We start from the raw sequence: 22,256 nt of genomic DNA on the forward strand, positions 1-22,256 counted from the left end.
ATAATAGCAAAGCTTGCTTTCGGAACATGCCTTTTTAAAAAGGCAAGCGGAGCAGATCGGCAAAGGGGTTGTGACGATGAAGAATTTCAGTTTCAATGCCAGACTGATATATTTCGGGGCGATTGTCCTTTTCAGCCTTGGCTTCTTTCTTCTGCAGCTTTCATCAGTCATGGACGGCGGCACAGGCATCGGCTCGATCATCTTGCTTATTTTATGGGGTGTGATGGCCGCATTTGGCATTGGCGGCATCATCGCGAGCTTCGCCGTAAAAAAGCGCAACAATAAATAGGGCGAGAGCCGCCGCAGAACCCACGATGGTTTTGCGGCGGCTCTTTTGACTGAAAAGGCAGAATAGCGATGAAAGTTTGGCAACTCAATCAAGCGCAAATTCTATGATAAAGTGGAAACAATATGAGAAATCAGGAGTGAATGCAGATGTCCAAACAACTTAGTCCGCAGCAAGTGGTCGATTTGATCGAATCACAAGCAGATATTATCGTGCCGATCGCGAACGGGGAGCCGATCCAGCTGCTCGATATTCTGGAACAACATGCCCAGGAACTGGACGGGGTCAAGATTCACCAAATGCTCGCCTTGCGCGACCGTGCCTATATCCGCGGGGAACTCGAGCAGCTTCGCCATGTGTCTTATTTCCTGAGCGGCGCGACCCGCAAAGTGTATCAGCAAGCGAAGATGGACCTGGTGCCGAATAATTTCCACGAGATGCCGCGCCTATTGCAAAAAGCGACGAAGATGTCGATGATCATGACAGTCGCTTCGCCGATGGACGAACACGGTTATTTCACATTCGGCACACAAGCCGATTACGTCGCTGAGTTCATCGGCAAAGTGCCGTTCATTTTGGAAGTGAATGAACATATGCCGCGCACTTTCGGACGCAACCAAATCCACATTAGCCAAATCGAAGGCTATGTGGAGCATCACGCGCCGCTTGCAGAAGAGCAAGTCGGTGAAATCAGCGATATGGACATGAAGATTGCCTCGTCGATCATTGGCGATATCGAAAACGGCGATACGCTCCAGATTGGCATCGGTTCTGTGCCGAATGCGGTCATTAGCATGCTGAAAGACCATCGCCACTTGGGAATCCATACGGAAATGCTTCCGGACGGTGTGGCGGACCTGGTCAATTCGGGGGCGATCGACGGTACGCGCAAATTTACGAACCCTGGCAAGATCGTCGCGACATTCGCCTACGGATCGAAGAAATTATATGATTTCATTGATGGAAACCCGGCAGTGGAGATGCTTCCGGTAAGTGTCGTCAACGATCCACGAGAAATCGCCAAAGAGAGGAATATCGTTTCGATCAATGCAACGACAGAAGTCGATTTATATGGCCAATGCGCTTCTGAAACGGTCGGCGGAAAATATTATTCATCCAGCGGCGGCCAAGTCGATTTCGCGCGGGGCGTTCGCTTCGCTGAAAACGGCAAAGGCTATATCTGCATGCCGTCCACTGCAAAAGGCGGGAGCTTATCGCGCATCAAGCTGAACTTGGCGCCTCAATCGGTCGTGACAACAGGCAAAAACGATGTCGACAACATCGTTACGGAATACGGCATCGCGCGTCTCCACGGCGTGTCCCTTGCGGAGCGGGCAAAACGACTCATCAGCATCGCCCATCCGAAATTCCGGGAAGAGCTGATGTTCGATGCGAAAAAGAATGGCTTCTTGCTGTAAATGAACATGGTGTTTTAGTTGAATATCAAAATCCCCGGCTGCAAAAGCAGCCGGGGATTTTTTAATGGACGGTCAGTTCGACACTGCCAATGCCTTCATATTTCGCTTCGTAACGCCCTTTTTGGAGCGGCTTCGGCAAGATGAACGTGCCGGATGAGACAGTCAGGCCGCGCTTTAGCTTCAAGCCATGCGCTTCAAGTTCTGCTGCCAGCCATTTGATGGCGTTTACCGGATGCCCCAACACTTCAGACGAGCTTCCAGAAGCAATCGGTTCGCCGTCGAGGAATAATTCGCCGTGGACTTGATCGAGTTGATCGTAGGAATGGCTCTTTGCAGGTTCGCCGACCACAATGCGGCCAGCCACTGCGCTGTCTGCGATGACTTGCCCGAGTGTGATGTTCGGGAACCACTCGGTGAATCGCGAGTCGGGAACTTCGATACCCGGGGCCACCAAGGTTTTTTCAAGAATCGCCGCTGTTGAATCGGCGGCATCGATGTCTTCCTGGATGAGGAAGATCAATTCGATTTCGATCAATGGCGAAAGCAAGGTTGAGAGCTCAATGGTGTTGCCGGAAATCGCGGGAGCGGTCAATGCGCCGTACAGCGGTTTTTCGGAGCTGAACAATTGCTGCGTTTCAGGGCTCGTCAAGCTGATTTTATAGCCTGCGAGCGGTTCGCCGTTCTGTGCTTTTTTGTCTGTCACCGCCTGCTGCACCTCATAGGCTAGGCGGGGGTTAATCGATTCAGGAATCTGGTCTTTCCCGAAAGCTTGCCGGTTTTCATATGCGCTGTAAAGGCGTTCTGCGTATTCCTGTTTCTCTAAGTCTAATGGTCCCATTATTCAGTCTCCTTTCCTTGGCTTCATCTTATCACTTTAAAGCTGAGGCTTGCATCCGGAGAAGGTTAATTTGCTTTTCGATTGGCTTATCTTATAAGATGATAGGGACAAGTTAGAAAAAGGAGCGGCATACATTATGGGAGAAATTAGCAGAGAGCTACATGATTTTATTCTAAAAAATAAAAACTCCATGGTTGAAGAATGGCTTGCTACACGCGGCAATCATTCAAATACGGTATACTCCGCAACTGCGTCTGATGATACGGTAGAGAAACTGAGAAAGGAATCGCTTGGCTTTATCGAGGCGGTTACGGCAATCTTTATCCACGACAAGGAAGAATCGCTTGCCTACGTTGAAGATTGGTCATCGACAATTGCAAAAGAACGCGCCCAACAATCCGTGCCTCTTTATGAAGTGATGGAGCATCTGGGGCAATTACGTAAAATCTATTGGACGTGTGTCCGCCATTTCTTTGAAGAAGTCGATAGAGCGAATAGCCAGGATGCGTTGCGCTGGAGCGAAATGCTGAATGATATTTTCGACTTTATCATCGAAAGCTTTGCGCGCCATCATCATGAAGCCCACCAGCGATTGCTGGCGAGTCAGCAAGAAGTGATCGACGAGTTGAGCAGCCCGGTCATTCCGATCCGTAAAGGTGTCGGTATCTTGCCGTTGGTCGGCGGTATCGATACATATCGCGCCAAAGTGATTTTGGAGACGGCTCTTGAAGAAAGTGCCAAACAGCAATTGACGACGCTCTACATCGACCTGTCGGCGGTGCCGATCGTCGATACGATGGTAGCGCATCAATTATTCCAGTTGATGGATTCTCTGAGAATTATCGGCGTGGAATCTGTCCTCTCCGGCATTCGCCCTGAAATCGCACAGACCGCCGTGACACTCGGCATTGATTTCAAAAATATCAAGGTCTACGCCAACTTGATGCAGGCGCTGGATGCACTCGAACATTAAGAAAGAGCCGTTCTCTTTGAGAGCGGCTCTTTTTGCGTTATAACACGTATAAATAGACGGCCAGGAAGTGGCATGTGCTTCCGAGCAAGATGAAAATATGGAAAATTTCGTGGAATCCGAGGTAACGAGAAGATAGGAAGTCTGGCTTGAGCCAGTAGATGACACCGCCGACTGTGTACAGAAGACCACCGGCAACGAGCAGCCATAACCCGGCAGCGGGCAGGCTGGAGGCGAGCGGGCCCACTGCAAAAATAATGATCCAGCCCATCAAGATATAGATGGCGGTCGATAGCCAACGAGGGGAGTGGAACCAAATCATCTTGAAAAGGATGCCGCTGATGCCAAGCGCGGCCACTAAAGCGAAAATCGACCAGCCGAGTGTGCCTTCAAGCGCGATCAAGCAAAACGGCGCATAGGAACCGGCAATCAGCAAGAAAATCATGGAATGGTCCAGTTTGCGGAAAAAGGCGATGACTCCTGGGCGCGCTTTGACGGAATGATAAACCGTTGAAGCCGTATACAGCAGGATCAAACTGATGCCGAAAATGACGACCGCTGTAACGTGTGACGCAGGCGCTTGCGTGTAGGCAGCTTTGATGGCCATGGCAAGCAAGGCAGTAAAGGACAAAAGTGCTCCGGCCAAATGGGACAAAGCATTGAAAGGCTCTCGGATAAATGCAGTCATGGATCTGTACCTCCTGATACGTAGTTATTGAAACTACATATAATAATATACGCATTGATTTCCTCGGTCAAGTTTGTCGGCTTTTCCATCATAGGGTAAAATGGGGGAATAGAAGTTGAGGTGAAGCGAATGGAAAGCATCGATCGGCTCATTGGCCAATTGGCTCTCGACAGCCAAATCCGCACGAGCGATATTCCGAAAATCGATTTATACGTAGATCAGGTCATTCAATTATTCGAAACGGCCTTCCGCGATACGAAAAGGCAGCCAGACGATAAAATATTGACGAAAACGATGATCAATAATTATGCCAAAGGAAAATTATTCTACCCGGTGCAGCATAAAAAATATACGCCTGACCATATTATGCTCATCAGCTTGATTTACCAAATGAAAAGTACGCTATCGATCAACGATGTTAAAAAGGTGCTGGAGAAAGTGAACGAAAAAGCGCAGGAGCGGGAACTGGATCTATCCGAATTCTATGAAACCTACCTAGCGCTTCAACAGGACAATCACGCTGCGTTCAAAGAAGAGCTTGAGCGGCAGGCAGAGGCTGTCGCCAATACGCAAAGCGAACAGGAGGGGGAACTTGCCAAGGTGCTGTTCATTGCATCGCTGGTCCATAAAAGTAATTTGTACAGAAGGGCCGCTGAAAAACTGGCCGATGAATTGGTAAGGGAGGAAGCCGATGGCAAAAATTCTTATTGACGCAGATGGCTGTCCCGTGGTCGATTTGACGATTGGGCTGGCCAAGCGGTTCAATTGGCCGGTGCTGCTCATTTGCGATACGTCCCATGAAATGTATCGCGAAGGAGCGGAGACGCTGACGGTATCGAAAGGGGCGGACGCCGTCGATTTTGTGTTGGTAAACCGTGTGCAACCTGGCGATATCGTCGTTACGCAGGATTATGGGCTCGCTGCGATGGTGCTAGCGAAACGCGGCGTGCCGATCGACCAAAACGGGCGCGTTTATAATGAAGGCAATATCGAACAATTACTCTACGGCCGCCACGTCGCGAAAAAAATCCGCCAAAGTGGCGGGCGCATGAAAGGGCCGAAAAAACGCCAACAAGCCGACAACGACAAGTTTCGCGACAGCTTGACGCGTATATTGGAAGCCTGAAAGGTCCGCCGTAGTGCGGGCCTTTTTCTGTAGGCAAGCGCATCCTCCGCTCCGTGGCGCGAGTAATTTTCAGGCGATAGGGAATAGAAAGGGATATGAATCGATGGGAGGAATATGCCATGAAGAAAATAGCGGTTATCGTGACGAATCATCAAGAGTTAGGGAATCGCGGCAAAAAAACGGGCTTGTGGCTGCGTGAACTGACGGATTTCTACCACGAAGTGAAAGATGACTTCAGAATCGATATCATCAGCCCGAAAGCCGAAAAAGTGCCGATCGATCCAAGAAGCCTTCCGGCGGCCGTAATGAATGGCCGGACGCGGCATTATTATTTGGACAAAAACATCCAGAAGCAATTGGACCGGCCGCTGACGCCAGGCGAAGCGAAAGCCAACGAATATGCCGGCATTTACTTTACCGGAGGGCACGGGACCATGTGGGATTTCCCGGACAATAAGGAATTACAGCGGATGACAGCAAGCATTTACGAAAAAGGCGGCATCGTAGCAGCCGTCTGCCACGGGCCAAGCGGATTATTGAATGTCCGCCTGTCTGATGGCAGCCCGTTATTATCAGGACATCTCGCCACCGGCTTTTCGGATTTGGAAGAAAAGTTGCTCGGCCTTTATAAAGACATTCCATTTTCCTTGCAGCATGAACTCAAAGAGAGTGGCGCACTTGTTCAAATCGCCCAACTGCCGCTCGAAGCATGCGTCATTGAGTCAGGGCGCCTAATCACTGGGCAAAATCCAGCCTCTGCTTCAGGCGTCGGGGAAAAGATGCGCGAGCAATTGAAAGACATGGAGCGCTATTCGTAACGAGCGAGCGTCAAGGGGACAAGACGATCTTGACTAAAAAAGTCGGGGTGGCTTAAAAATCGAGATTCAGGGTATACAGAAGAGAAGTGACAGAAAGACGCAATATTTTGGAGGGATTCTGATGAAGAGATCAACCATGAATACAGTAGTAGGCAGCGCACTTGCAGCAGCTGCAGGAGTTTTCGTCTACAAAGCCTATCAAGAAAAAAATACAGTCCGCGTACAGGAAGACATCGATATGCACAACAGCAAAGAAATCGATGAGCGCGAAAGTGTCTACGCCATCGAAGATTCAAGTGAACAGGGACTCTCGCAATTGGATTCCGCTTACCGTGAAGAATGGCAAGCGAATGCTTTCCCGCAAACCCAGAAGGAATTGCGCGAACTCGAAGAAGACAAATAAATCAGACGAGTGAGCGAAGGCAGAAAAACATCTGCCTTCGCTTTTTCTTCGTGTATGATTTAAGTGTAGAACTAAATTTGAAAGGAGTGTCAGCAAGTGTGGATCCGAAAGCCATTTTTTGAATACACAGCAGGAATATTATTACTCGCCCTTACATTATACGTACTCAGCAAGTTGGACTATATTTGGGAACCGATCCGCATCATCATCACGACGCTATTTGCGCCGATTGTCATCGCCGGAATTTTATATTATCTGCTCAGGCCATTGGTTAGGGTGCTCGCACGGCGCATGCCAAAGATTGCAGGTATTGGAATTGTTTTTACGGTAATTGCGCTGGTGTTCGGGAGCCTCGTCTATTTCTTCGGCCCGACGCTGATTGAACAAGGAGAAAGCCTAGTGGATTTGGCGCCTGAGAAAGTGGAGGAAATGAGTTCGGAATCGAATAATCTCTTACAGGGATTTGAATTCGGCGGGATTTCCGGACGGGAAATCAGCGACCGCATCTACGGCTATGCCGAAAGTCTATCGAGCAATTTGTTCGAGAATGTACTCGACATCCTGGGGATGCTGGTCAATGCGGCAATCGTTTTAATCGTAGTGCCGTTCATCTTGTTTTTCTTGTTGAAGGACGATGATAAGTTCATTCCGTATTCGGTGAAGCGCCTCCCCGAAGACCATAAACCGGAAGGCAAGAAACTGATGAAGGATTTGGATGAGACATTATCGACGTTTGTGGTCGGGCAAGCGATCGTCGCCGCAGTGATTGGCGTCTTGATGTACATCGGCTATTTGATCATCGGCCTTGAATACGCTTTGACGCTTGCCGTGTTCGCGATGTTCTTGGTAGTCGTTCCATTTCTTGGGCCGATCATCGGGATCATCCCTGCGATTTTCGTTGCTCTCTTGAACGACGGATTGTTCATGGCATTCAAAGTCGTTCTCGTGCTATTGGTGGTCCAGCAGCTCGAAGGCAATCTCGTCACGCCGAACGTCATGGGCAACCGGCTTCATGTCCATCCCTTAACGATCATCTTATTATTGATGGTAGCAGGTTCCTTGTACGGCTTCATCGGGATTTTGATTGCCATCCCGACTTATGCCGTCTTGAAGACGCTCACACATAACTTCCGCTTGTTTTATCGGCTCCATAAAAAGCGTGCCGTCAGCCATGAGGGCTAGTCATTTAGACGCAAGCATCCATCCTACTTCCTAGTAAATTTCATTCGAAAGGTTCTGAATTTGCAAATATTGTGATATATTAGTCAGTAGAATGACCAATACAGAACAGAGGGGATGTTTATTAATGAAGAAATGGACTTTATTAGCATTATTGCTAGCAATTCTTACAGTGCTTGCCGCGTGCGGCGGTTCGGAAGAAGAATCCGGCGGCGGTGAATCTGGCGGAGGCGACGGGGAATCCTACCGTGTCGGCATCGATACTACTTATCCACCATTCGAATTTGAAAAAGACGGTGAATACACAGGAATCGATATCGATTTGATCAACGCAATTGCTGAAAACCAAGGCTTTGAAATCGAATTCAACCCGATGGATTTCGGGGGCATCATCCCGGCCCTTCAGGCTGGACAATTGGATGTAGCGATTGCGGGCATGAGTATTACAGATGAACGTAAAGAAATCGTGGATTTCTCGGATCCGTATTTTGACGCCGGCCTTTCATTGGTTGTAGCAGAAGACAATAACGACATCACTTCACTTGAAGATTTAGAAGGCAAAACGGTTGCGGTAAAGAGCGGAACGACTGGCGCTCAATTCGCGCGCGACAACGAAGCTGAATACGGCTATGAAATTTCCCAGTTCGAAGACAGCCCATCGATGTTCCAAGAAGTATCAAACGGCAATGCCGATGTGCTTCTTGAAGATTACCCTGTCATCGCTTATGCCATCGCAGAAAGCGAATTGGCTTTGAAAACTGTCGGCGACCGCTTGACAGGCGACCAATACGGCATCGCTGTGTTGAAAGGCGAGAATGCGGAATTGCTTGAAAAGATCAATGCAGGCCTGCAGGAATTGCGCGACAGCGGCGAATATGACGAAATCTTAAACAAATACATCGCAGAATAAAATCATGTAGCGCGCATTCGCGCGCTGCATTTTTTTATGCAAGGGGGAACTGAGGGTGCAGACAATTATCAATGCTTTTCCGTACTTAATGGAAGGCTTGCAAGTTACGTTATATATTTTCGGCATTGCCATCGTCCTGGGCTTCTTGCTAGGACTGGTTGTGGCGTTGCTGCGCTTGGCACCGTTCAAAATCTTGAACTGGATCGCCAAAATCTTCGTCGACGCAATCCGGGGGACGCCGTTCATCGTCCAGCTGTTCTTCATTTACTTCGGCTTGAACTCGCTTGGGTTCTTTTCGCTCGATAACACGACAGCCGGGATCGTGACAGTTGCGATCAACGCCGGTGCTTACTTCTCGGAAATCATCCGGGCAGGGATCCAGTCGATCGACAAAGGGCAAACAGAAGCGGCGCGTTCGCTCGGGCTCAACTCGACACAGACCATGCGCCACATCATTTTGCCTCAGGCATTCCGCCGTATGCTTCCGACGATTACCAACCAGGCGATCATTTCCTTGAAGGATACTTCGCTCCTGTCGGTTATCGGCGTAGCGGATTTGACCCAGGAAGGGCGCATCCAGGCAAGTGCCACATTCGATGCGTTTAATGTGTACTTGATCCTCGGCATCATTTACTTTATCGTCATTTACTTGCTCTCGATGCTCGCGAGCTTTGTGGAAAGGAAGTTTGTATTGCGATGAGTATGATCAGAGTAGAAAACCTCAAAAAATCATTCGGAGATTTGGAAGTCATCAAAGACATGAGCACGGTTGTCGAAGAGAAGGAAGTCATTTGCGTCATTGGTCCTTCCGGTTCCGGTAAAAGTACGTTTCTTCGTTGCTTGAATCGCTTGGAAGACATCAGCGGAGGCCATGTTTATATTGAAGGGACGGACATCACCGACCCGAAAGTCGATATCAATAAAGTGCGTCAAGACGTAGGGATGGTATTCCAGCAATTTAATTTGTTCCCGCATAAAACGGTTCTTCAGAACGTAACGCTGGCGCCGATTAAATTGAAAAAAGGCGACCAGAAAGCCGCCGAAAAGAAAGCTTACGAATTGCTGGATAAGGTCGGCTTGCGCGAAAAGGCGAAAGCCTATCCGGGCGAATTGTCGGGCGGGCAGAAACAGCGTGTCGCGATTGCGCGGGCGCTTGCGATGGACCCGAAAATCATGCTGTTCGATGAGCCGACTTCAGCGCTCGACCCGGAGATGGTCGGGGACGTGCTGGACGTTATGAAGCAACTCGCGAGAGAAGGGATGACCATGGTCGTCGTGACCCACGAGATGGGCTTCGCGGCGGAAATGGGCGACCGCGTGCTGTTTATCGACGGCGGCTATATCGTCGAGGAAAACGTGCCGAAGGAATTGTTCGGCAATCCGCAACACGAACGGACGAAAGCATTCTTGAGTAAGGTGTTGTAAAGATGAGTGGAAAGCGTGCCTATTGGGCGCGCTTTTTTGTTTGACCGAGAGCGGGAATTAAATAGCGAAAGTCTATGTGTGGAAATGTTCTTGGGGTTGGCTGGAGCATCGTTTTGGCAATCGCCGCCGTGCTTTGGGTTGGCCTCTTGCAATAAGCCAGAAAGAGCACCTGTCTTATTGCATCGGCTCACCCTTGGCGCTTAGCGGCTTGAAGATTTCATTGTTTACTGCTTGATGAAATCGGTCTGCTTCTATATATAGTTGCCGGCTAGTGTGGGGAATCGCTTCCCGGGTGGCGGTTGAAACAAGATAGCGAGGGTTTGCTTGCGGAAGTGTTTCGGCTTTCTAGTTGAGCTTCATATTGGCAATCGCCGCCGTGCTTTGGGTTGGCCTCCTGCAATAAGCCAGAAAGAGCACTTGTCTTATTGCATCGGCTCACCCTTAGCGCTTGGCGGCTTGGAGATTTCGTTGTATATACACTGTTTAAATAGCTCTGCTTCTATAGTTAGTTCCCGGCTAGTGGAGGAATCGCTTACCGGGTGGTAGTTGAAATAAGATAGCGAGGGTTTGCTTGCGGAATTGTTTCGGCTTTCTAGTTGAGCTTCATCTTGGCAGTCGCCGCCGGGCTTTGGGTTGACCTTTAGCAATAAGCCAAGAAGAGCACTTGTCTTATTGCATCGGCTCACCCTTGGCGCTCGTCGGCTTGGAGATTTCATTGTATATCCATTGTTTAAATCGCTCTACTTCTATAGTTAGTTCCCGGCTAGTGGGGGAATCGCTTCCCTGTATGCGACATCCGACTAGTAAATATTTGAACCGAATATCTTGATAGAGAAAGAGGACTGAAAATCGCATTCTCTTTGATCCAAATGATACGAGCTACAAAATACGACGCATTTTGACATTTTCCATCAAGTGGAAAGAAGAAGTTTTTTCCCTTCTAAAACTAGAGGCGGAGTGGAAGGGGGCCGACTCCGGGAGGATTAGCGAGACAATTGAGACCCTGCAAGCGAATCTGCGAAAGGTATTGAGCATATTCGTTTGCGAAGCTCGAATATCGTGAGAGTTGAGCAGGCGGGTTTTTGCGCAGCGACGAAGCGGCTCAATGCGAGCCCTCCGGAAAGCGTGCCCCTGAAACGCAGTCGAAAAGCGGAAGCTTTTCTAATCTCTTAATTATTAATTTTTACAGTCCACCCCCTAAATTCAAACAAAACAAAAAACGTGCCGCAGGGGCACGTTTTTTTATAATGGATTATTCAGCGTCAAAGACGTGGACTTTTTCCATTTTGTCGCCATTTTTCATGGCTTTTGCAGTTTCAAGGCCTTTCGTTACTTGGCCGAATACTGTGTGTACGCCGTCAAGATGCGGCTGTGAATCATGGACGATAAAGAACTGGCTTGATCCAGTGTCTTTGCCGGCATGTGCCATAGAGAGGCTGCCTGGCTGGTGTTTATGCGGGTTGCCTTCTGTTTCACATTTGATTGTCTTGCCGCTGCCGCCCATACCTGTTCCAGTTGGGTCGCCGCCTTGGGAAACGAAACCTGGGATAACGCGGTGGAAAACAACGCCGTTATAGAATCCAGAGTTTGCAAGCTCCTCAAAGTTTGCAACTGTGTTCGGTGCTTCATTCGGGAAAAGGTCGAATTCGATTACTTCGCCGTTTTCCATGTGCATGTGGCCTTTTTTCGCCATATATAACATCTCCTTTTCAATTGGTTCATCCCTTAGTATATCGGCTTTTGGTTCTACTGCCTACTGATAAGGGGCTTACAGCGCTTTCAGGAATCCGCCGTCTACAACGATGGATTGGCCGGTGACATATGAATTGGCAGCAGATGCCAAAAAGACCACTGTGCGGGCGAATTCAGCTGGTTCGCCTAGGCGGCCAGTTGGAATCTGTGCTTCTGTATTCTTCAATACTTCGTCTGCTGTAATGCCTTGTCTTTTGGCTGCGGCTTCATTGAGTTCGGCGATGCGGCCGGTTGAAATCTTGCCGGGTCCGACAGTGTTGACCATGATATTGTCACCGGCTACTTCCCGGGCAAGTGTTTTCGCGAAGCCGACCATGCCAGCGCGCATCGTGTTGGACAAGATCAAGCCATCGATCACTTCTTTTGTCGAAGACGAAGAGATATTGATGATGCGGCCGAATTGCTGTTCTTTCATATAAGGAAGCACTTCGCGGCATGTGCGGATATAGCTCAATAAGTTTCGGTCGAATGCCGCATACCAATCTTCATCGCTCATATTGTCAAATCCGCCTGCTTTTGGGCCTCCTGTGTTGTTGACCAGCACATCGATGCGCCCGAATTGTTCGTTGACTTTGTGGAATAATTGCTGGATGTCTTGAGCTTTTGACATATCGCACGCATAAGCGTGAACGTGTTCGTTTCCGCTTGCTGTGCGCAGTTCTTCGGCAGCCGCGTCGACCGATTCCTGGCTGCGGCTTGAGATGATGACAATCGCCCCTTCTTTGGCGAACTCCAAGGCAGATGCTTTGCCGAGCCCCTTACTGGAAGCCATGACGACAACTACTTTTTCTTTTAATCCAAGATCCACATTTATCATCCTTTCCATTTGGTTCCTTGTTTCAGTTTACGATAGAATAGAGGGGATGGAAATGCTTGTTTCGGATTTCCGCCATAAGTCCAATGGCGGAGACCCTATATAGATGTGGTAGGATGGATATATTGATCAGATTAGGAGTGTTGGAAATGGAAGAACGTGAAATCTTCGATATTACAATCATCGGCGGCGGCCCAACCGGCTTGTTCGCTTCGTTTTACGGCGGCATGCGCAAAATGAAAGTGAAAGTGCTGGACAGCCTTCCGCAGCTCGGCGGGCAATTGATGGAATTGTATCCAGATAAATTCATTTATGACATCGGCGGCTTCCCGAAAGTGCTGGCAAAAGATTTGGTGGATAATCTGGTTGAGCAGGCTAAATATGGCGATCCCGAGATCTGCCTGGAAGAAACGGTTGCGGCAGTCGAACGTGAAGACGAGCATTTTGTCATTACGACGGACAAAGGCGCGCATTATTCGAAAGCGATCCTTTTGACGGCCGGAGTCGGGGCTTTCCACCCGCGTAAATTGGCAGTCGATGGCGCTGAACAATTCGAAGGCAAGACTTTGCATTACGGCGTAAAAGATTTGACCTTGTTCAGCGATAAAAAAGTTGTGGTCCTTGGTGGCGGCGACTCAGCGGTTGACTGGGCGATGATGCTTGAGAACGTGGCTTCGCAAGTGACTTTGAGCCATCGTCGCGAGAAAATGACGGCTCACGAAGCGAATATCGATACGATGATGCAGTCGACGGTGGAAGTGAAGAAGCCTTTCAATGTCAAAGAACTGGTTGGCGAAAACGGCGAAATCCGTGAGCTTGTGCTGGAAGACAAAGAAGGAAATGAAGAACGCCTAGAAGTCGACCATGTCGTCGTCAACTATGGCAACATCACATCTCTTGGCCCGATCAAGGAATGGGGTCTCGAAATGGAGAAGAACTCGGTCATCGTCAATTCCAAAATGGAAACGAACGTCCCGGGAATCTATGCAGCAGGCGACATCGCCACCTACGAAGGAAAAGTGAAATTGATCGCTGTCGGCTTCGGTGAAGCACCGACCGCCATCAATAATGCGAAATCTTACTTGGATCCGAAATCCAGAGTACAGCCTTTGCATAGCACAAGCGTATTTAAATAAAGAACGAAAATGCCCGGCAAGCTGATTCAGCTTGCCGGGCATTTTTGTCTGTAATTATAATGGCTGTTTTTTCTGCTTAACTGCAACAGGATCTTGACTGGCCGCTTTCAGGAACGCGGCCCCCATCAGCAGGACGACGACTGAGAACGGCAAGGCGGCGATAATCAAGGAATTCTGCAAGCCCTGTGTTCCTCCGCTGAAGACGACGATCGCCGCAACCGCTGACTGGATCAATCCCCAAGTGATTTTCACCAGGTTCGGCGGATTCAATAAGCCGCCGGTTGTCTGCATGCCGAGCACGAATGTCGCGGAGTCAGCAGAAGTGATGAAGAAGATGGCGACCACGAACAAAGTCAAAATCGACATGACGGTACCGAGCGGATAATGCTGGAGTACGCCGAATGTGGCAGTTTCCAAACTGTATTCGGAAATTTTGTCGATGCCTTTTTGCTCCAAGTCCAAAGCAGAAGTCCCGAACACCGAGAAGAAAATAAAGCACACGAGCGACGGGACGACGAGAACGCCAAGCATGAATTCGCGGACGGTGCGGCCCCGGGAAATACGGGCAATGAAAATCCCGACGAATGGCGCCCAAGATACCCACCATGCCCAGTAAAAGACTGTCCAACCGTCTACCCAGGCGCGACGGTCACTGTTCAATGGCTCCAAATTAAAGCTCATCGATAGGAAGTTGGAGAAATAGCCGCCGAGTGAATCGGCAAACATATTCATGATGTAAAGCGTCGGTCCGACAATCAGCAGCATGCCGAGCAGGATGAATGCTAACACCATATTGATGTTACTCAAATACTTGATGCCCCGCCCGATGCCGGACCAAGCGGAGATGATGAACAATAGCGTGGCGACGGCAAGGATCAATAATTGAAAGGCGAACGTATTTGGTGTGCCAAATAAGAACGACAAGCCTTCGTTGATTTGCGCAGAACCGAAGCCAAGCGTAGAAGCGACACCGATAACCGTCGCGAAGACGGCAAGTGTATCGATCAGCTTGCCGAGCCAGCCGCTCATCCGTTTTTTGCCGAATAGCGGAATGAGTGTCGCGCTGATGAGTCCTGGGGAACCATTATGGAATTTAGCGTAAGCAAGTGACAAAGCCACGAGCCCGTAGATGGCCCAAGCGTGAATGCCCCAATGGAAAAACGAAAACTGCATCGCTTCCTTGACGGCTTCATTAGAGCCGAGTTCAGAACGCGGTGCACTGATAAAGGCGTGGGAAATCGGTTCGGCGGTGGTCCAGAAAACGAGCCCCATGCCCATTCCAGCGGAAAACAACATCGCGAACCAGGAAATCAAACTGAATTCCGGCTCGTCGCCGGCTTTTCCGAGCTTGATATCGGCAAACCTGGAAAAAATCAAATAAAGGCAAAAGATAAGGATGACGAATACAGAAGCCAGGTAATACCAGCCGAATGTGGATGAGATCCACGAAGTGAGCGCACCGGTTTGTGCTTGGAAGTTTTCGGGCACGAAAAATCCCCAGGCAACCATGGCCAGGCAGATGGCGATCGAAATCCAAAAAACGATCGTGACATTTTTCAAATGAGTTCCTCCTAAATTGAAAGCTGTGCTTTTCCACACGAATAAAGCTGTAATTAGTTATTCCCCAACAAAGGGAAGCTAATCCATCCTATCGTTATTAATAGAAGAAAAAAAGGGAAGATGGGCAAAAAAGCTTTATTTACAGCTTATAAGAGAGAATGTTCTGATTTATTACAGCCTGTCATATTTAAAAGAATGCCGTAATGTAATTGTTAAGTTTGAATGGTCGTCCTGTCATCTTCTTGCAATGCGCACATGTTAAGCTGTGTCTTGTGTTAGTGAAAAGGAGGAATTTCAATTATGAAAAAGCAAATCGTTACACTAACGGCAATCGCGGCATTAAGTGTAGGCGCAGCTACAACAGCAAGCGCTAATTCATCGTATACAGTTCAGTCAGGTGACACTCTGTGGGGTATCTCACAAGAAAAGAACGTTTCCGTTCAAAATCTTAAAAACTGGAACGACCTATCATCAGACTTGATTTTCCCGAACGAGACGCTCTCTGTTGAAGGAAAAGAACAGGCATCTAAGAAATCATCGAACTCATCATCTACCTATACAGTTAAAAGCGGCGACACTTTGTTCAAGATCGCTTCCGCTCATGGAATCTCATTGGATCAATTGATGAGCTGGAACAACATCTCTGGCCACATGATCTACCCTGGACAAGAATTCGCAGTTAAAGGCGCAGCAGCAAAAGCGTCAACACCTGCACCAGCAGCAAAAGCACCAGCTAAAGAAGCACCAAAATCAACTCAAGCAGCACCAACACCTGCAAGTGCACCAGCGGCTGCTAAACCAGCAGCAGCTTCTACACAATCAGGTAAAGAAATGACAGTATCCGCAACAGCTTACACAGCTTATTGCGCAGGCTGCTCAGGTATCACGCGTACTGGAATTGACTTGCGTTCGAACCCGAACCAAAAAGTCATCGCAGTTGACCCATCCGTTATCCCACTCGGTTCAAAAGTATGGGTTGAAGGATACGGAACAGCTATCGCTGGCGACACTGGCGGAGCAATCAAAGGAAACAAGATCGACGTCTTCATCCCGACTCAAAGCGAAGCTTTGAAATGGGGACGCAAAAACATCACAATCAAAGTTCTAGACTAATATCTTTACAAGCTACAAAGCCGAGGTGACCATTCCCTCGGCCTTTTTTTATGACAGCCTTTGCACCTATGCAAAGGCTTTTTTGGGGATTAATTGCACATTTTTTTAGTGAATAGTCGGAAAAGTGTTGAAATCAACGTTAGGAGGCATATAATGTGGGGTATAGTTATTGAGTATTTATAGTTTTTATACCTATTTTAAAGGAGGCGCATGAGATGGCAGAGAAGAAAAATGTTTCCAGACGCGATTTCCTGAAGACGTCCGGGATCGCGGCAGGCGCTCTCGTCGGTGGAGGAATCATTGGCGGAGTAATCGGTGCAAATACCCGTCAGGATACAGCAGCTCCTAGCGGCGGTGAAGCTGGCCAAAACGGCGGCGCTGAAACAATCGAAACCGTACGCGGCTTGCAGTTCTTCAAGAACCAACAGGAATTTGCCGTTTTACAGCAAGCGACCGAGCGAATTTTTCCGGAAGATGATTTAGGGCCGGGCGCAATAGGTCTTGGTGTTCCTTTCTTCATCGATCATCAGCTGGCAGGCAGCTATGGTGAGAACTCGCGCGAGTATATGCAGCCGCCATTTGAGGTAGGCGAAACAACCCAAGGCTATCAAAGCCGTTTGAAACGCAATGAATTGTTCAGGCAGGGACTGCAAAAAATGCAGCAGGAAGCGCAAAGCCGCTTCGAAGCTAACTTCGTCGACCTTGAAGGAGAGCAGATGGATGAAATCTTAACAGCATTCCAAGATAACGAAGTGGACATGCAAGGGGCGAACGCCCGATTCTTTTTCCGCCTTCTACGGCAGGCGACTTTGAACGGGGCATACGCCGATCCGATTTACGGAGGAAACCAGAACATGGATGCTTGGCGCATGAAAGGATTCCCAGGACATCGCCCATCTTATATCAATGAAATCGAGAGCGAAGACTTTGTGGAAATGGATCCGCATTCAGTAGGAGATATGCTGACTTAAATTAGAAGGGGGAGTACGTATGGCGACGACGTTAGATAAAGTAGATGTAGTGACGGTAGGGGTCGGCTGGACCGGCGGAATTATCGCTGCTGAATGTGCTAAAGAAGGCTTGAAAGTTATGGGGCTCGAACGCGGGCAAGAGCGTTCGACTGCTGATTACTCGATGGTTCATGATGAATACCGCTATGCTATCCGTTATGAATTGATGCAGGATTTGTCGAAAGAAACGATTACATTCCGCAACTCCAGAAACCAGAAGGCATTGCCGATGCGTCAATTAGGTTCTTTCCTTCTAGGAGAAGGTCTTGGAGGCGCAGGGACTCACTGGAACGGGCAAACTTGGCGATTTTTGCCGTATGATTTTGAAATCAAGTCCATGACGGATGCGAAATATGGTGCCAATAAACTGCCTCCAGAATACACTTTGCAGGATTGGGGCATCACGTATGATGAACTGGAGCCTTATTTCGATAAATTCGAAAAAACAGCAGGTATTTCGGGCGAAGACAAAAACCCATTCTGGGGCAAACGCTCTTCAGATTATCCAACGCCGCCAATGAAGAAAACGCCTTTACTGTCGAAGTTTGAGACTGCCACTAGCAATCTCGGCTATACGCCGTTCATGCTGCCTTCTGCAAACTTATCGGAAGCGTATGAAAACCCTGACGGCCAGCAAATCGCTGCTTGCCAGTATTGTGGATTCTGTGAACGTTTCGGTTGTGAGTACGGCGCAAAGACATCACCTGAAATTACGGTCGTTCCGGCGGCTCGTGCCACTGGCAACTACGACATCCGCTTCGGGGCCAACGTAGTGGAAGTATTGAAAGAAGGCGATCGTGTAACGGGCGTCCGCTTCATCGATACAGTAACTTTTGAAGAATTTATTCAGCCGGCGGAAGTCGTCGTATTGACAAGCTATGTTATGAACAACGCCAAGCTTTTGATGGTTTCGGAAATTGGCGAAATGTACGATCCCGAAACAGGTCAAGGTTCACTCGGGAAAAACTATGCATACCAAATCCTTCCAGGTGCTTCAGGCTTTTTCGAGGATCAGATGAATGTCTTTATGGGAGCGGGAGCGCTTGGCATGACCATAGATGATTTCAATGGCGATGCTTTCGACCATAGCGATCTCGACTTTATTCACGGAGGCAGTATTTCCATGACTCAAACCGGTTCACGTCCGATCGCTTCAAACCCGCTGCCTCCCGATACGCCAGCTTGGGGGGCGGATTTCAAGAAAGCATCCATCGAGAACTATACCCGGACATTGTCAGTTGGCTCACAGGGCGCATCAATACCGCACCGCGACAATTACTTGACGCTTGATGGCACGTACAAGGATATTTATGGAATGCCGCTCTTGCAATTGACTTATAACTTTACAGACCAGGACCGTGCTTTGCATAAATACATCACGGAAAGAACTTCTGAAATCATGCAGGAAATGGGCGCGAAAACGGTCGTCGGCAGATCACCGATTTCCGATTACGACATTGTCCCGTATCAAACGACACATAATACAGGCGGTACCATTATGGGGGGAGACCCCGCAACAAGTGTTGTGAACAATTACCTGCAGCATTGGGATATGGAAAACCTATTTGTTGTAGGTGCCGGAAACTTCGCGCACAACGGCGGCTATAACCCTACCGGTACAGTAGGAGCACTTGCATATCGCTGTGCAGAAGGCGTCATCAAGTACAGCCAAGAAGGCGGTTCTTTAGTTTAATTCGTGAGGAGGAAAAGATATGGGTGGAATAGCTTCAATCGGTGTACCAGGCTTGATCATCATTTTGGTCATCGTGTTGATTATTTTCGGTCCGAAGAAACTGCCGGAAATCGGTGGGGCTGTCGGCAAGACTTTCGCAGAATTTAAACGTTCGACGAAAGGGCTAATGGACGATGATGATGAAGACGATAAAGATAAAAAAGACAAAAAAGAAACAGCAGAAACGAATAAAACCGAAAGTTTATGAAGGTGGTTAAATGGATCCGTACGGAGAAAACAATCTGATCAGTCCCTTGCATAAGAAAAAGGCGAGCGAAGATCCGGCGGGACAGGCAAAGCAGAAAGCTGACTCCGGAACGGAACATGAGACCGGAGGCGCGCCGAAAGAGCCGAATCCGGGAGGGGGCCAAAAACCCCCTGAAGAGCCGGAAGACAGAGTGGAGACCTTAGTCGACCATCTGGGGGACTTGCGGAAGCAATTAATTAAAAGTGCCATAGTCTTCCTATTCTTCCTATTGCTCGTCTTTTCCACGCTGAATTTCTGGTTTCCTTATGTGGTGAAAGGCAATGAGCTGGTGATTCTCGGCCCGCTCGAAGTCGTAAAATTCTATACGTCGATTTCCGCCACGATGGCGCTCGGCTTGTCGCTGCCGTTTTTGATCCATTTCATCTGGCAGTTCGTCAAACCGGGACTTGAAGAAACCGAAGCGAGATTTCTCGGCTTGTATTCACCGGTTATGCTGTTATTGTTTGTATTCGGTGTCGCTTTCGGCTATTTTATTGTCAACCCGTTGAGCTATCAATTCCTGATCGGCCTAGGGGCAGCGAATTTTGATGTAATGATTTCGGCAAACGAGTATGTTCATTTCTTGATCATGACCACGATTCCACTTGGCTTACTATTCGAAATGCCTATCTTGGCATTGTTCTTGTCATCGATCGGTGTCTTGACGTCTGGATCGATGAAGAAAGTCCGGAAATGGTCGTATCTTGGCTTAGCGATTGTTTCCGCCCTGATCACGCCTCCGGACTTTCTTAGCCAGCTGCTGGTTTTGGTTCCGATGGCAGGGCTTTATGAAGCCAGTATTTATGTGGTGAAGAAAATGGAAGCACGGAACGAACGCATGGAAGATACGACTGTATAATGGAAGAAAAAAGGGCTGCCCAAAACATCATGATATGATTTGGGCCAGCCCTTTTCCTGTATTGCTTACTAAAAAGGAGGACATGAAAATGCCGATGGAAATCAAAGAAATCGAAGACTTGCGCGAAGTGGATGCTATGGATCTTGTGGAGGAAAGTGAATCTGAAGGATACCGTTTCCTGAGGAGGCTTGTCGATCAGTACGAGGACGGAAGCAATCGCTTCGACCAACAAGGCGAAGTGTTGTATGGCGTGTTCGATCCGCATGGTAAATTGGTGGCAATCGGCGGGCTGAATAGGGATCCTTATTCCACTAAAGAAGGCATAGGCAGGCTGCGGCGCCTTTACATTGCGGAAGCTGTGAGAAGAGAAGGGATCGGGACGAAATTGCTGCAAGCGATCATCGATTTTGCCAAGGGGCAGTTCAGTGAACTCGTGGTGCGGACGGATTCCGCTTCAGCAGATGCCTTTTACCGTGCTAACGGATTCTCGGGCGACGTCGGTTTGCCGGACGTTACGCATCGGCTCGTTTTGGAACAGCACGCCGCAAAAAAATAGGGTGAATTTCCTCATTACCTGTTTTTGAAATCATTCTTTAAATTTAACGAATGGGTAAATTCCCGTTTGCTGTATCACCTTTTCTTGTACAATGGGAGTCGAAGGGCTGCCATTTGGGGAAAGGTGATTTTTTGAGTTGCATCGGAGGTGAAAGAGAATGCGCAAAGTGACCGTAATTGCATATGACGAGGGGTGGCCGGCTGAGTTTGAAAATGCCGCAGCAGAACTCCATGGAATGCTTGAATCCGACTGCCTGGATGTGCAGCACATTGGCAGTACCGCGGTACCAGGCCTTGCTGCCAAGCCGGTGATTGATTTGCTCGTGATCGTTTCCGATATAGAAGCCTTAGACCGCTTTGAAGAGGATTTCCGACACCTTGGTTATCAGTCAAAAGGTGAAAACGGGCTGCCGGGGAGGCGTTATTATGAACGTGGCGGCAATGAACGTACGCACCACGTCCATTGTTATGGACAGGGGAATCCTGAAGTTTTTCGCCATCTGGCATTCCGTGATTTTTTGAAAGCGAATCCGCAAGTGGCAGCAGCGTATGGTGAATTAAAGATAAAGTTAGCGCAACAATATCCTTTGGACATCGAACAATACATAAATGGAAAACAGGCGATGGTCCAGGAAATTGAGAAAAAGGCGATTGGAGAGATTTGATGGAAATGGCAAACTGGAAAGGCGCTGCTGGTGTCTGTGTAAATGAACGTGACGAAATTTTATTGGTGCTCATGAAAGCACCCGAAGAAGACAGCAAATGGTCGGTTCCTGCAAGCGGCATGGAAGCGGGCGAAACACTTGAGCAATGCTGTGAGCGTGAATTCGAGGAAGTGACGGGATTGACGGTCAAAGCAGGAGAAATCTTAAAAACGCGGGACGGCAATTATGAAAATGCTGCCGTGTCATTTGATTTGCAGTATTTTCGTGTTGAAGTGACAGGCGGCGAATTAACCATCCCGAAAGATGATTTTTTGATTGAAGATATCGCTTGGAAATCTATCGATGAAATTGAAAAGATCGATCTTGCCTACCCGGATGATTTGGAGCTTTTCAAATCGCTTGTTACAGCTTGAGTTCAGCAGGATTTAAAAGATGAGGCTGGGGTAAAGAACAACAAACAAAGTTATCGGGAGGGCGATCGCATGGATAAGGAACGGAAATACAAAGAGGGCGAGAAACTGCTGCCGGATGTGGAACCGGGCCGACATCAGCCGCCGGATAAAGAATTGAATCCCATGCCGGACAGGGAGTTGGAATACGAAGAAAACTCCAACGAAAAATACCGGGACCAGACGCCGGATGACAAGCAGAATGACTAGATCGACCGGCCGCTTACAATAGAGTGGCATTTTTTCATGTGATTTAAATAAGGTAGGTTTCGAAACCTGTTCATCAGGAAGAAAGGGGGAGGC

Annotated in this window: 26 protein-coding genes; 21 read left to right on the forward strand and 5 right to left on the reverse strand. The window is 48.6% G+C overall.

Annotation, left to right across the window (positions count from 1 at the left end):
• Positions 1 to 76: 76 nt before the first annotated feature.
• Complete coding sequence (locus tag DFR62_RS13260; RefSeq protein WP_101805502.1) at positions 77 to 289, forward strand: hypothetical protein; 213 nt, start codon at positions 77 to 79, stop codon at positions 287 to 289.
• A gap of 146 nt (positions 290 to 435) precedes the next feature.
• Positions 436 to 1,704 (forward strand): acetyl-CoA hydrolase/transferase family protein, encoded by a 1,269-nt coding sequence (locus tag DFR62_RS13265; RefSeq protein ID WP_121300830.1) that lies wholly within the window; start codon positions 436 to 438, stop codon positions 1,702 to 1,704.
• 61 nt (positions 1,705 to 1,765) lie between these two features.
• Here the strand turns inward: DFR62_RS13265 and DFR62_RS13270 are convergent, their stop codons facing one another.
• Positions 1,766 to 2,542 (reverse strand): 2-keto-4-pentenoate hydratase, encoded by a 777-nt coding sequence (locus tag DFR62_RS13270; protein ID WP_121300831.1) that lies wholly within the window; start codon positions 2,540 to 2,542, stop codon positions 1,766 to 1,768.
• Positions 2,543 to 2,732: 190 nt separating this feature from the next.
• Here DFR62_RS13270 and DFR62_RS13275 point away from each other — a divergent pair, with 190 nt between their 5' ends.
• Positions 2,733 to 3,515 (forward strand): STAS domain-containing protein, encoded by a 783-nt coding sequence (locus DFR62_RS13275; protein WP_158290776.1) that lies wholly within the window; start codon positions 2,733 to 2,735, stop codon positions 3,513 to 3,515.
• 37 nt (positions 3,516 to 3,552) lie between these two features.
• On the opposite strand, the gene trhA is transcribed toward DFR62_RS13275, so the two are convergent.
• A complete protein-coding gene (gene trhA / locus DFR62_RS13280) occupies positions 3,553 to 4,200 on the reverse strand; it encodes a PAQR family membrane homeostasis protein TrhA (protein ID WP_121300833.1) in 648 nt (215 codons plus the stop codon).
• A gap of 129 nt (positions 4,201 to 4,329) precedes the next feature.
• On the opposite strand from trhA, the gene DFR62_RS13285 reads away from it, so the two are divergent.
• The 8 genes from DFR62_RS13285 to DFR62_RS13320 all read left to right on the forward strand — a co-directional run bounded on the left by DFR62_RS13285 (position 4,330) and on the right by DFR62_RS13320 (position 10,061).
• On the forward strand, positions 4,330 to 4,911 hold the full coding sequence (locus DFR62_RS13285) for a DUF1836 domain-containing protein (RefSeq protein ID WP_121300834.1): 582 nt from the start codon (positions 4,330 to 4,332) through the stop codon (positions 4,909 to 4,911).
• Positions 4,892 to 5,326: a YaiI/YqxD family protein gene (locus DFR62_RS13290; RefSeq protein WP_121300835.1), complete on the forward strand. Its 435-nt coding sequence runs from the start codon at positions 4,892 to 4,894 to the stop codon at positions 5,324 to 5,326. The genes DFR62_RS13285 and DFR62_RS13290 overlap by 20 nt, the downstream gene beginning before the upstream one ends.
• A gap of 119 nt (positions 5,327 to 5,445) precedes the next feature.
• Positions 5,446 to 6,144: a type 1 glutamine amidotransferase domain-containing protein gene (locus DFR62_RS13295; RefSeq protein WP_158290777.1), complete on the forward strand. Its 699-nt coding sequence runs from the start codon at positions 5,446 to 5,448 to the stop codon at positions 6,142 to 6,144.
• 121 nt (positions 6,145 to 6,265) lie between these two features.
• Positions 6,266 to 6,547, forward strand: coding sequence for a hypothetical protein (locus DFR62_RS13300; RefSeq protein WP_121300837.1), 282 nt, complete (start codon positions 6,266 to 6,268; stop codon positions 6,545 to 6,547).
• Between the two features lie 96 nt (positions 6,548 to 6,643).
• Positions 6,644 to 7,729, forward strand: a complete 1,086-nt coding sequence (locus DFR62_RS13305) for an AI-2E family transporter (protein WP_121300838.1) — start codon at positions 6,644 to 6,646, stop codon at positions 7,727 to 7,729.
• Between the two features lie 124 nt (positions 7,730 to 7,853).
• Positions 7,854 to 8,636, forward strand: a complete 783-nt coding sequence (locus DFR62_RS13310; RefSeq protein WP_121300839.1) for a transporter substrate-binding domain-containing protein — start codon at positions 7,854 to 7,856, stop codon at positions 8,634 to 8,636.
• A gap of 55 nt (positions 8,637 to 8,691) precedes the next feature.
• Complete coding sequence (locus tag DFR62_RS13315) at positions 8,692 to 9,336, forward strand: amino acid ABC transporter permease (protein ID WP_121300840.1); 645 nt, start codon at positions 8,692 to 8,694, stop codon at positions 9,334 to 9,336.
• Positions 9,333 to 10,061, forward strand: a complete 729-nt coding sequence (locus DFR62_RS13320) for an amino acid ABC transporter ATP-binding protein (protein ID WP_058381932.1) — start codon at positions 9,333 to 9,335, stop codon at positions 10,059 to 10,061. Before DFR62_RS13315 ends, DFR62_RS13320 begins: the two co-directional genes overlap by 4 nt.
• Before the next feature lie 1,252 nt (positions 10,062 to 11,313).
• Here the strand turns inward: DFR62_RS13320 and DFR62_RS13325 are convergent.
• On the reverse strand, positions 11,314 to 11,754 hold the full coding sequence (locus DFR62_RS13325; protein ID WP_058381931.1) for a peptidylprolyl isomerase: 441 nt from the start codon (positions 11,752 to 11,754) through the stop codon (positions 11,314 to 11,316).
• 75 nt (positions 11,755 to 11,829) lie between these two features.
• Entirely contained in the window at positions 11,830 to 12,621 is a 792-nt protein-coding gene (locus DFR62_RS13330; RefSeq protein ID WP_121300841.1) for an SDR family oxidoreductase, read from the reverse strand.
• 155 nt (positions 12,622 to 12,776) lie between these two features.
• On the opposite strand from DFR62_RS13330, the gene DFR62_RS13335 reads away from it, so the two are divergent.
• Positions 12,777 to 13,763, forward strand: a complete 987-nt coding sequence (locus DFR62_RS13335) for an NAD(P)/FAD-dependent oxidoreductase (protein WP_058381929.1) — start codon at positions 12,777 to 12,779, stop codon at positions 13,761 to 13,763.
• Between the two features lie 54 nt (positions 13,764 to 13,817).
• Here the strand turns inward: DFR62_RS13335 and DFR62_RS13340 are convergent, their stop codons facing one another.
• The gene (locus DFR62_RS13340; protein ID WP_121300842.1) at positions 13,818 to 15,323 is read right to left on the reverse strand and encodes a BCCT family transporter; all 1,506 of its coding nucleotides are present in this window, start codon (positions 15,321 to 15,323) and stop codon (positions 13,818 to 13,820) included.
• A 300-nt stretch (positions 15,324 to 15,623) separates the two neighbouring features.
• On the opposite strand from DFR62_RS13340, the gene DFR62_RS13345 reads away from it, so the two are divergent.
• The 9 genes from DFR62_RS13345 (at position 15,624) to DFR62_RS17425 (ending at position 22,163) form a co-directional block, all read left to right on the forward strand.
• Positions 15,624 to 16,436 (forward strand): LysM peptidoglycan-binding domain-containing protein, encoded by an 813-nt coding sequence (locus DFR62_RS13345; RefSeq protein ID WP_121300843.1) that lies wholly within the window; start codon positions 15,624 to 15,626, stop codon positions 16,434 to 16,436.
• A gap of 215 nt (positions 16,437 to 16,651) precedes the next feature.
• A complete protein-coding gene (locus DFR62_RS13350) occupies positions 16,652 to 17,407 on the forward strand; it encodes a gluconate 2-dehydrogenase subunit 3 family protein (protein ID WP_121300844.1) in 756 nt (251 codons plus the stop codon).
• A 19-nt stretch (positions 17,408 to 17,426) separates the two neighbouring features.
• Positions 17,427 to 19,139 (forward strand): GMC family oxidoreductase, encoded by a 1,713-nt coding sequence (locus DFR62_RS13355; protein WP_121300845.1) that lies wholly within the window; start codon positions 17,427 to 17,429, stop codon positions 19,137 to 19,139.
• A gap of 19 nt (positions 19,140 to 19,158) precedes the next feature.
• Entirely contained in the window at positions 19,159 to 19,386 is a 228-nt protein-coding gene (gene tatA / locus DFR62_RS13360; RefSeq protein WP_112232934.1) for a twin-arginine translocase TatA/TatE family subunit, read from the forward strand.
• A gap of 10 nt (positions 19,387 to 19,396) precedes the next feature.
• Positions 19,397 to 20,284 (forward strand): twin-arginine translocase subunit TatC, encoded by an 888-nt coding sequence (tatC, locus tag DFR62_RS13365; RefSeq protein WP_121300846.1) that lies wholly within the window; start codon positions 19,397 to 19,399, stop codon positions 20,282 to 20,284.
• Between the two features lie 88 nt (positions 20,285 to 20,372).
• Entirely contained in the window at positions 20,373 to 20,840 is a 468-nt protein-coding gene (locus DFR62_RS13370; protein WP_121300847.1) for a GNAT family N-acetyltransferase, read from the forward strand.
• Positions 20,841 to 20,997: 157 nt separating this feature from the next.
• Entirely contained in the window at positions 20,998 to 21,504 is a 507-nt protein-coding gene (locus DFR62_RS13375; protein WP_121300848.1) for a GrpB family protein, read from the forward strand.
• Positions 21,504 to 21,917, forward strand: a complete 414-nt coding sequence (locus DFR62_RS13380; protein WP_241663111.1) for an NUDIX hydrolase — start codon at positions 21,504 to 21,506, stop codon at positions 21,915 to 21,917. Before DFR62_RS13375 ends, DFR62_RS13380 begins: the two co-directional genes overlap by 1 nt.
• 69 nt (positions 21,918 to 21,986) lie before the next feature.
• On the forward strand, positions 21,987 to 22,163 hold the full coding sequence (locus DFR62_RS17425) for a hypothetical protein (protein WP_167456535.1): 177 nt from the start codon (positions 21,987 to 21,989) through the stop codon (positions 22,161 to 22,163).
• The last annotated feature ends 93 nt before the right edge of the window (positions 22,164 to 22,256 follow it).

It is taken from the genome of Planococcus citreus (genome assembly GCF_003664125.1).
GTDB classification, from domain to species: Bacteria; Bacillota; Bacilli; order Bacillales_A; family Planococcaceae; genus Planococcus; species Planococcus citreus.

Excerpts from the sequence above, each read along its gene's own strand:
- DFR62_RS13260 (WP_101805502.1), top strand. The coding sequence starts at position 77 with ATGAAGAATTTCAGTTTCAATGCCAGACTGATATATTTCGGGGCGATT.
- DFR62_RS13265 (WP_121300830.1), top strand. The coding sequence starts at position 436 with ATGTCCAAACAACTTAGTCCGCAGCAAGTGGTCGATTTGATCGAATCA.
- DFR62_RS13270 (WP_121300831.1), bottom strand. The coding sequence starts at position 2,542 with ATGGGACCATTAGACTTAGAGAAACAGGAATACGCAGAACGCCTTTAC.
- DFR62_RS13275 (WP_158290776.1), top strand. The coding sequence starts at position 2,733 with ATGGTTGAAGAATGGCTTGCTACACGCGGCAATCATTCAAATACGGTA.
- trhA (WP_121300833.1), bottom strand. The coding sequence starts at position 4,200 with ATGACTGCATTTATCCGAGAGCCTTTCAATGCTTTGTCCCATTTGGCC.
- DFR62_RS13285 (WP_121300834.1), top strand. The coding sequence starts at position 4,330 with ATGGAAAGCATCGATCGGCTCATTGGCCAATTGGCTCTCGACAGCCAA.
- DFR62_RS13290 (WP_121300835.1), top strand. The coding sequence starts at position 4,892 with ATGGCAAAAATTCTTATTGACGCAGATGGCTGTCCCGTGGTCGATTTG.
- DFR62_RS13295 (WP_158290777.1), top strand. The coding sequence starts at position 5,446 with ATGAAGAAAATAGCGGTTATCGTGACGAATCATCAAGAGTTAGGGAAT.
- DFR62_RS13300 (WP_121300837.1), top strand. The coding sequence starts at position 6,266 with ATGAAGAGATCAACCATGAATACAGTAGTAGGCAGCGCACTTGCAGCA.
- DFR62_RS13310 (WP_121300839.1), top strand. The coding sequence starts at position 7,854 with ATGAAGAAATGGACTTTATTAGCATTATTGCTAGCAATTCTTACAGTG.
- DFR62_RS13320 (WP_058381932.1), top strand. The coding sequence starts at position 9,333 with ATGAGTATGATCAGAGTAGAAAACCTCAAAAAATCATTCGGAGATTTG.
- DFR62_RS13325 (WP_058381931.1), bottom strand. The coding sequence starts at position 11,754 with ATGGCGAAAAAAGGCCACATGCACATGGAAAACGGCGAAGTAATCGAA.
- DFR62_RS13335 (WP_058381929.1), top strand. The coding sequence starts at position 12,777 with ATGGAAGAACGTGAAATCTTCGATATTACAATCATCGGCGGCGGCCCA.
- DFR62_RS13345 (WP_121300843.1), top strand. The coding sequence starts at position 15,624 with ATGAAAAAGCAAATCGTTACACTAACGGCAATCGCGGCATTAAGTGTA.
- DFR62_RS13350 (WP_121300844.1), top strand. The coding sequence starts at position 16,652 with ATGGCAGAGAAGAAAAATGTTTCCAGACGCGATTTCCTGAAGACGTCC.
- DFR62_RS13355 (WP_121300845.1), top strand. The coding sequence starts at position 17,427 with ATGGCGACGACGTTAGATAAAGTAGATGTAGTGACGGTAGGGGTCGGC.
- tatA (WP_112232934.1), top strand. The coding sequence starts at position 19,159 with ATGGGTGGAATAGCTTCAATCGGTGTACCAGGCTTGATCATCATTTTG.
- tatC (WP_121300846.1), top strand. The coding sequence starts at position 19,397 with ATGGATCCGTACGGAGAAAACAATCTGATCAGTCCCTTGCATAAGAAA.
- DFR62_RS13370 (WP_121300847.1), top strand. The coding sequence starts at position 20,373 with ATGCCGATGGAAATCAAAGAAATCGAAGACTTGCGCGAAGTGGATGCT.
- DFR62_RS13375 (WP_121300848.1), top strand. The coding sequence starts at position 20,998 with ATGCGCAAAGTGACCGTAATTGCATATGACGAGGGGTGGCCGGCTGAG.
- DFR62_RS13380 (WP_241663111.1), top strand. The coding sequence starts at position 21,504 with ATGGAAATGGCAAACTGGAAAGGCGCTGCTGGTGTCTGTGTAAATGAA.
- DFR62_RS17425 (WP_167456535.1), top strand. The coding sequence starts at position 21,987 with ATGGATAAGGAACGGAAATACAAAGAGGGCGAGAAACTGCTGCCGGAT.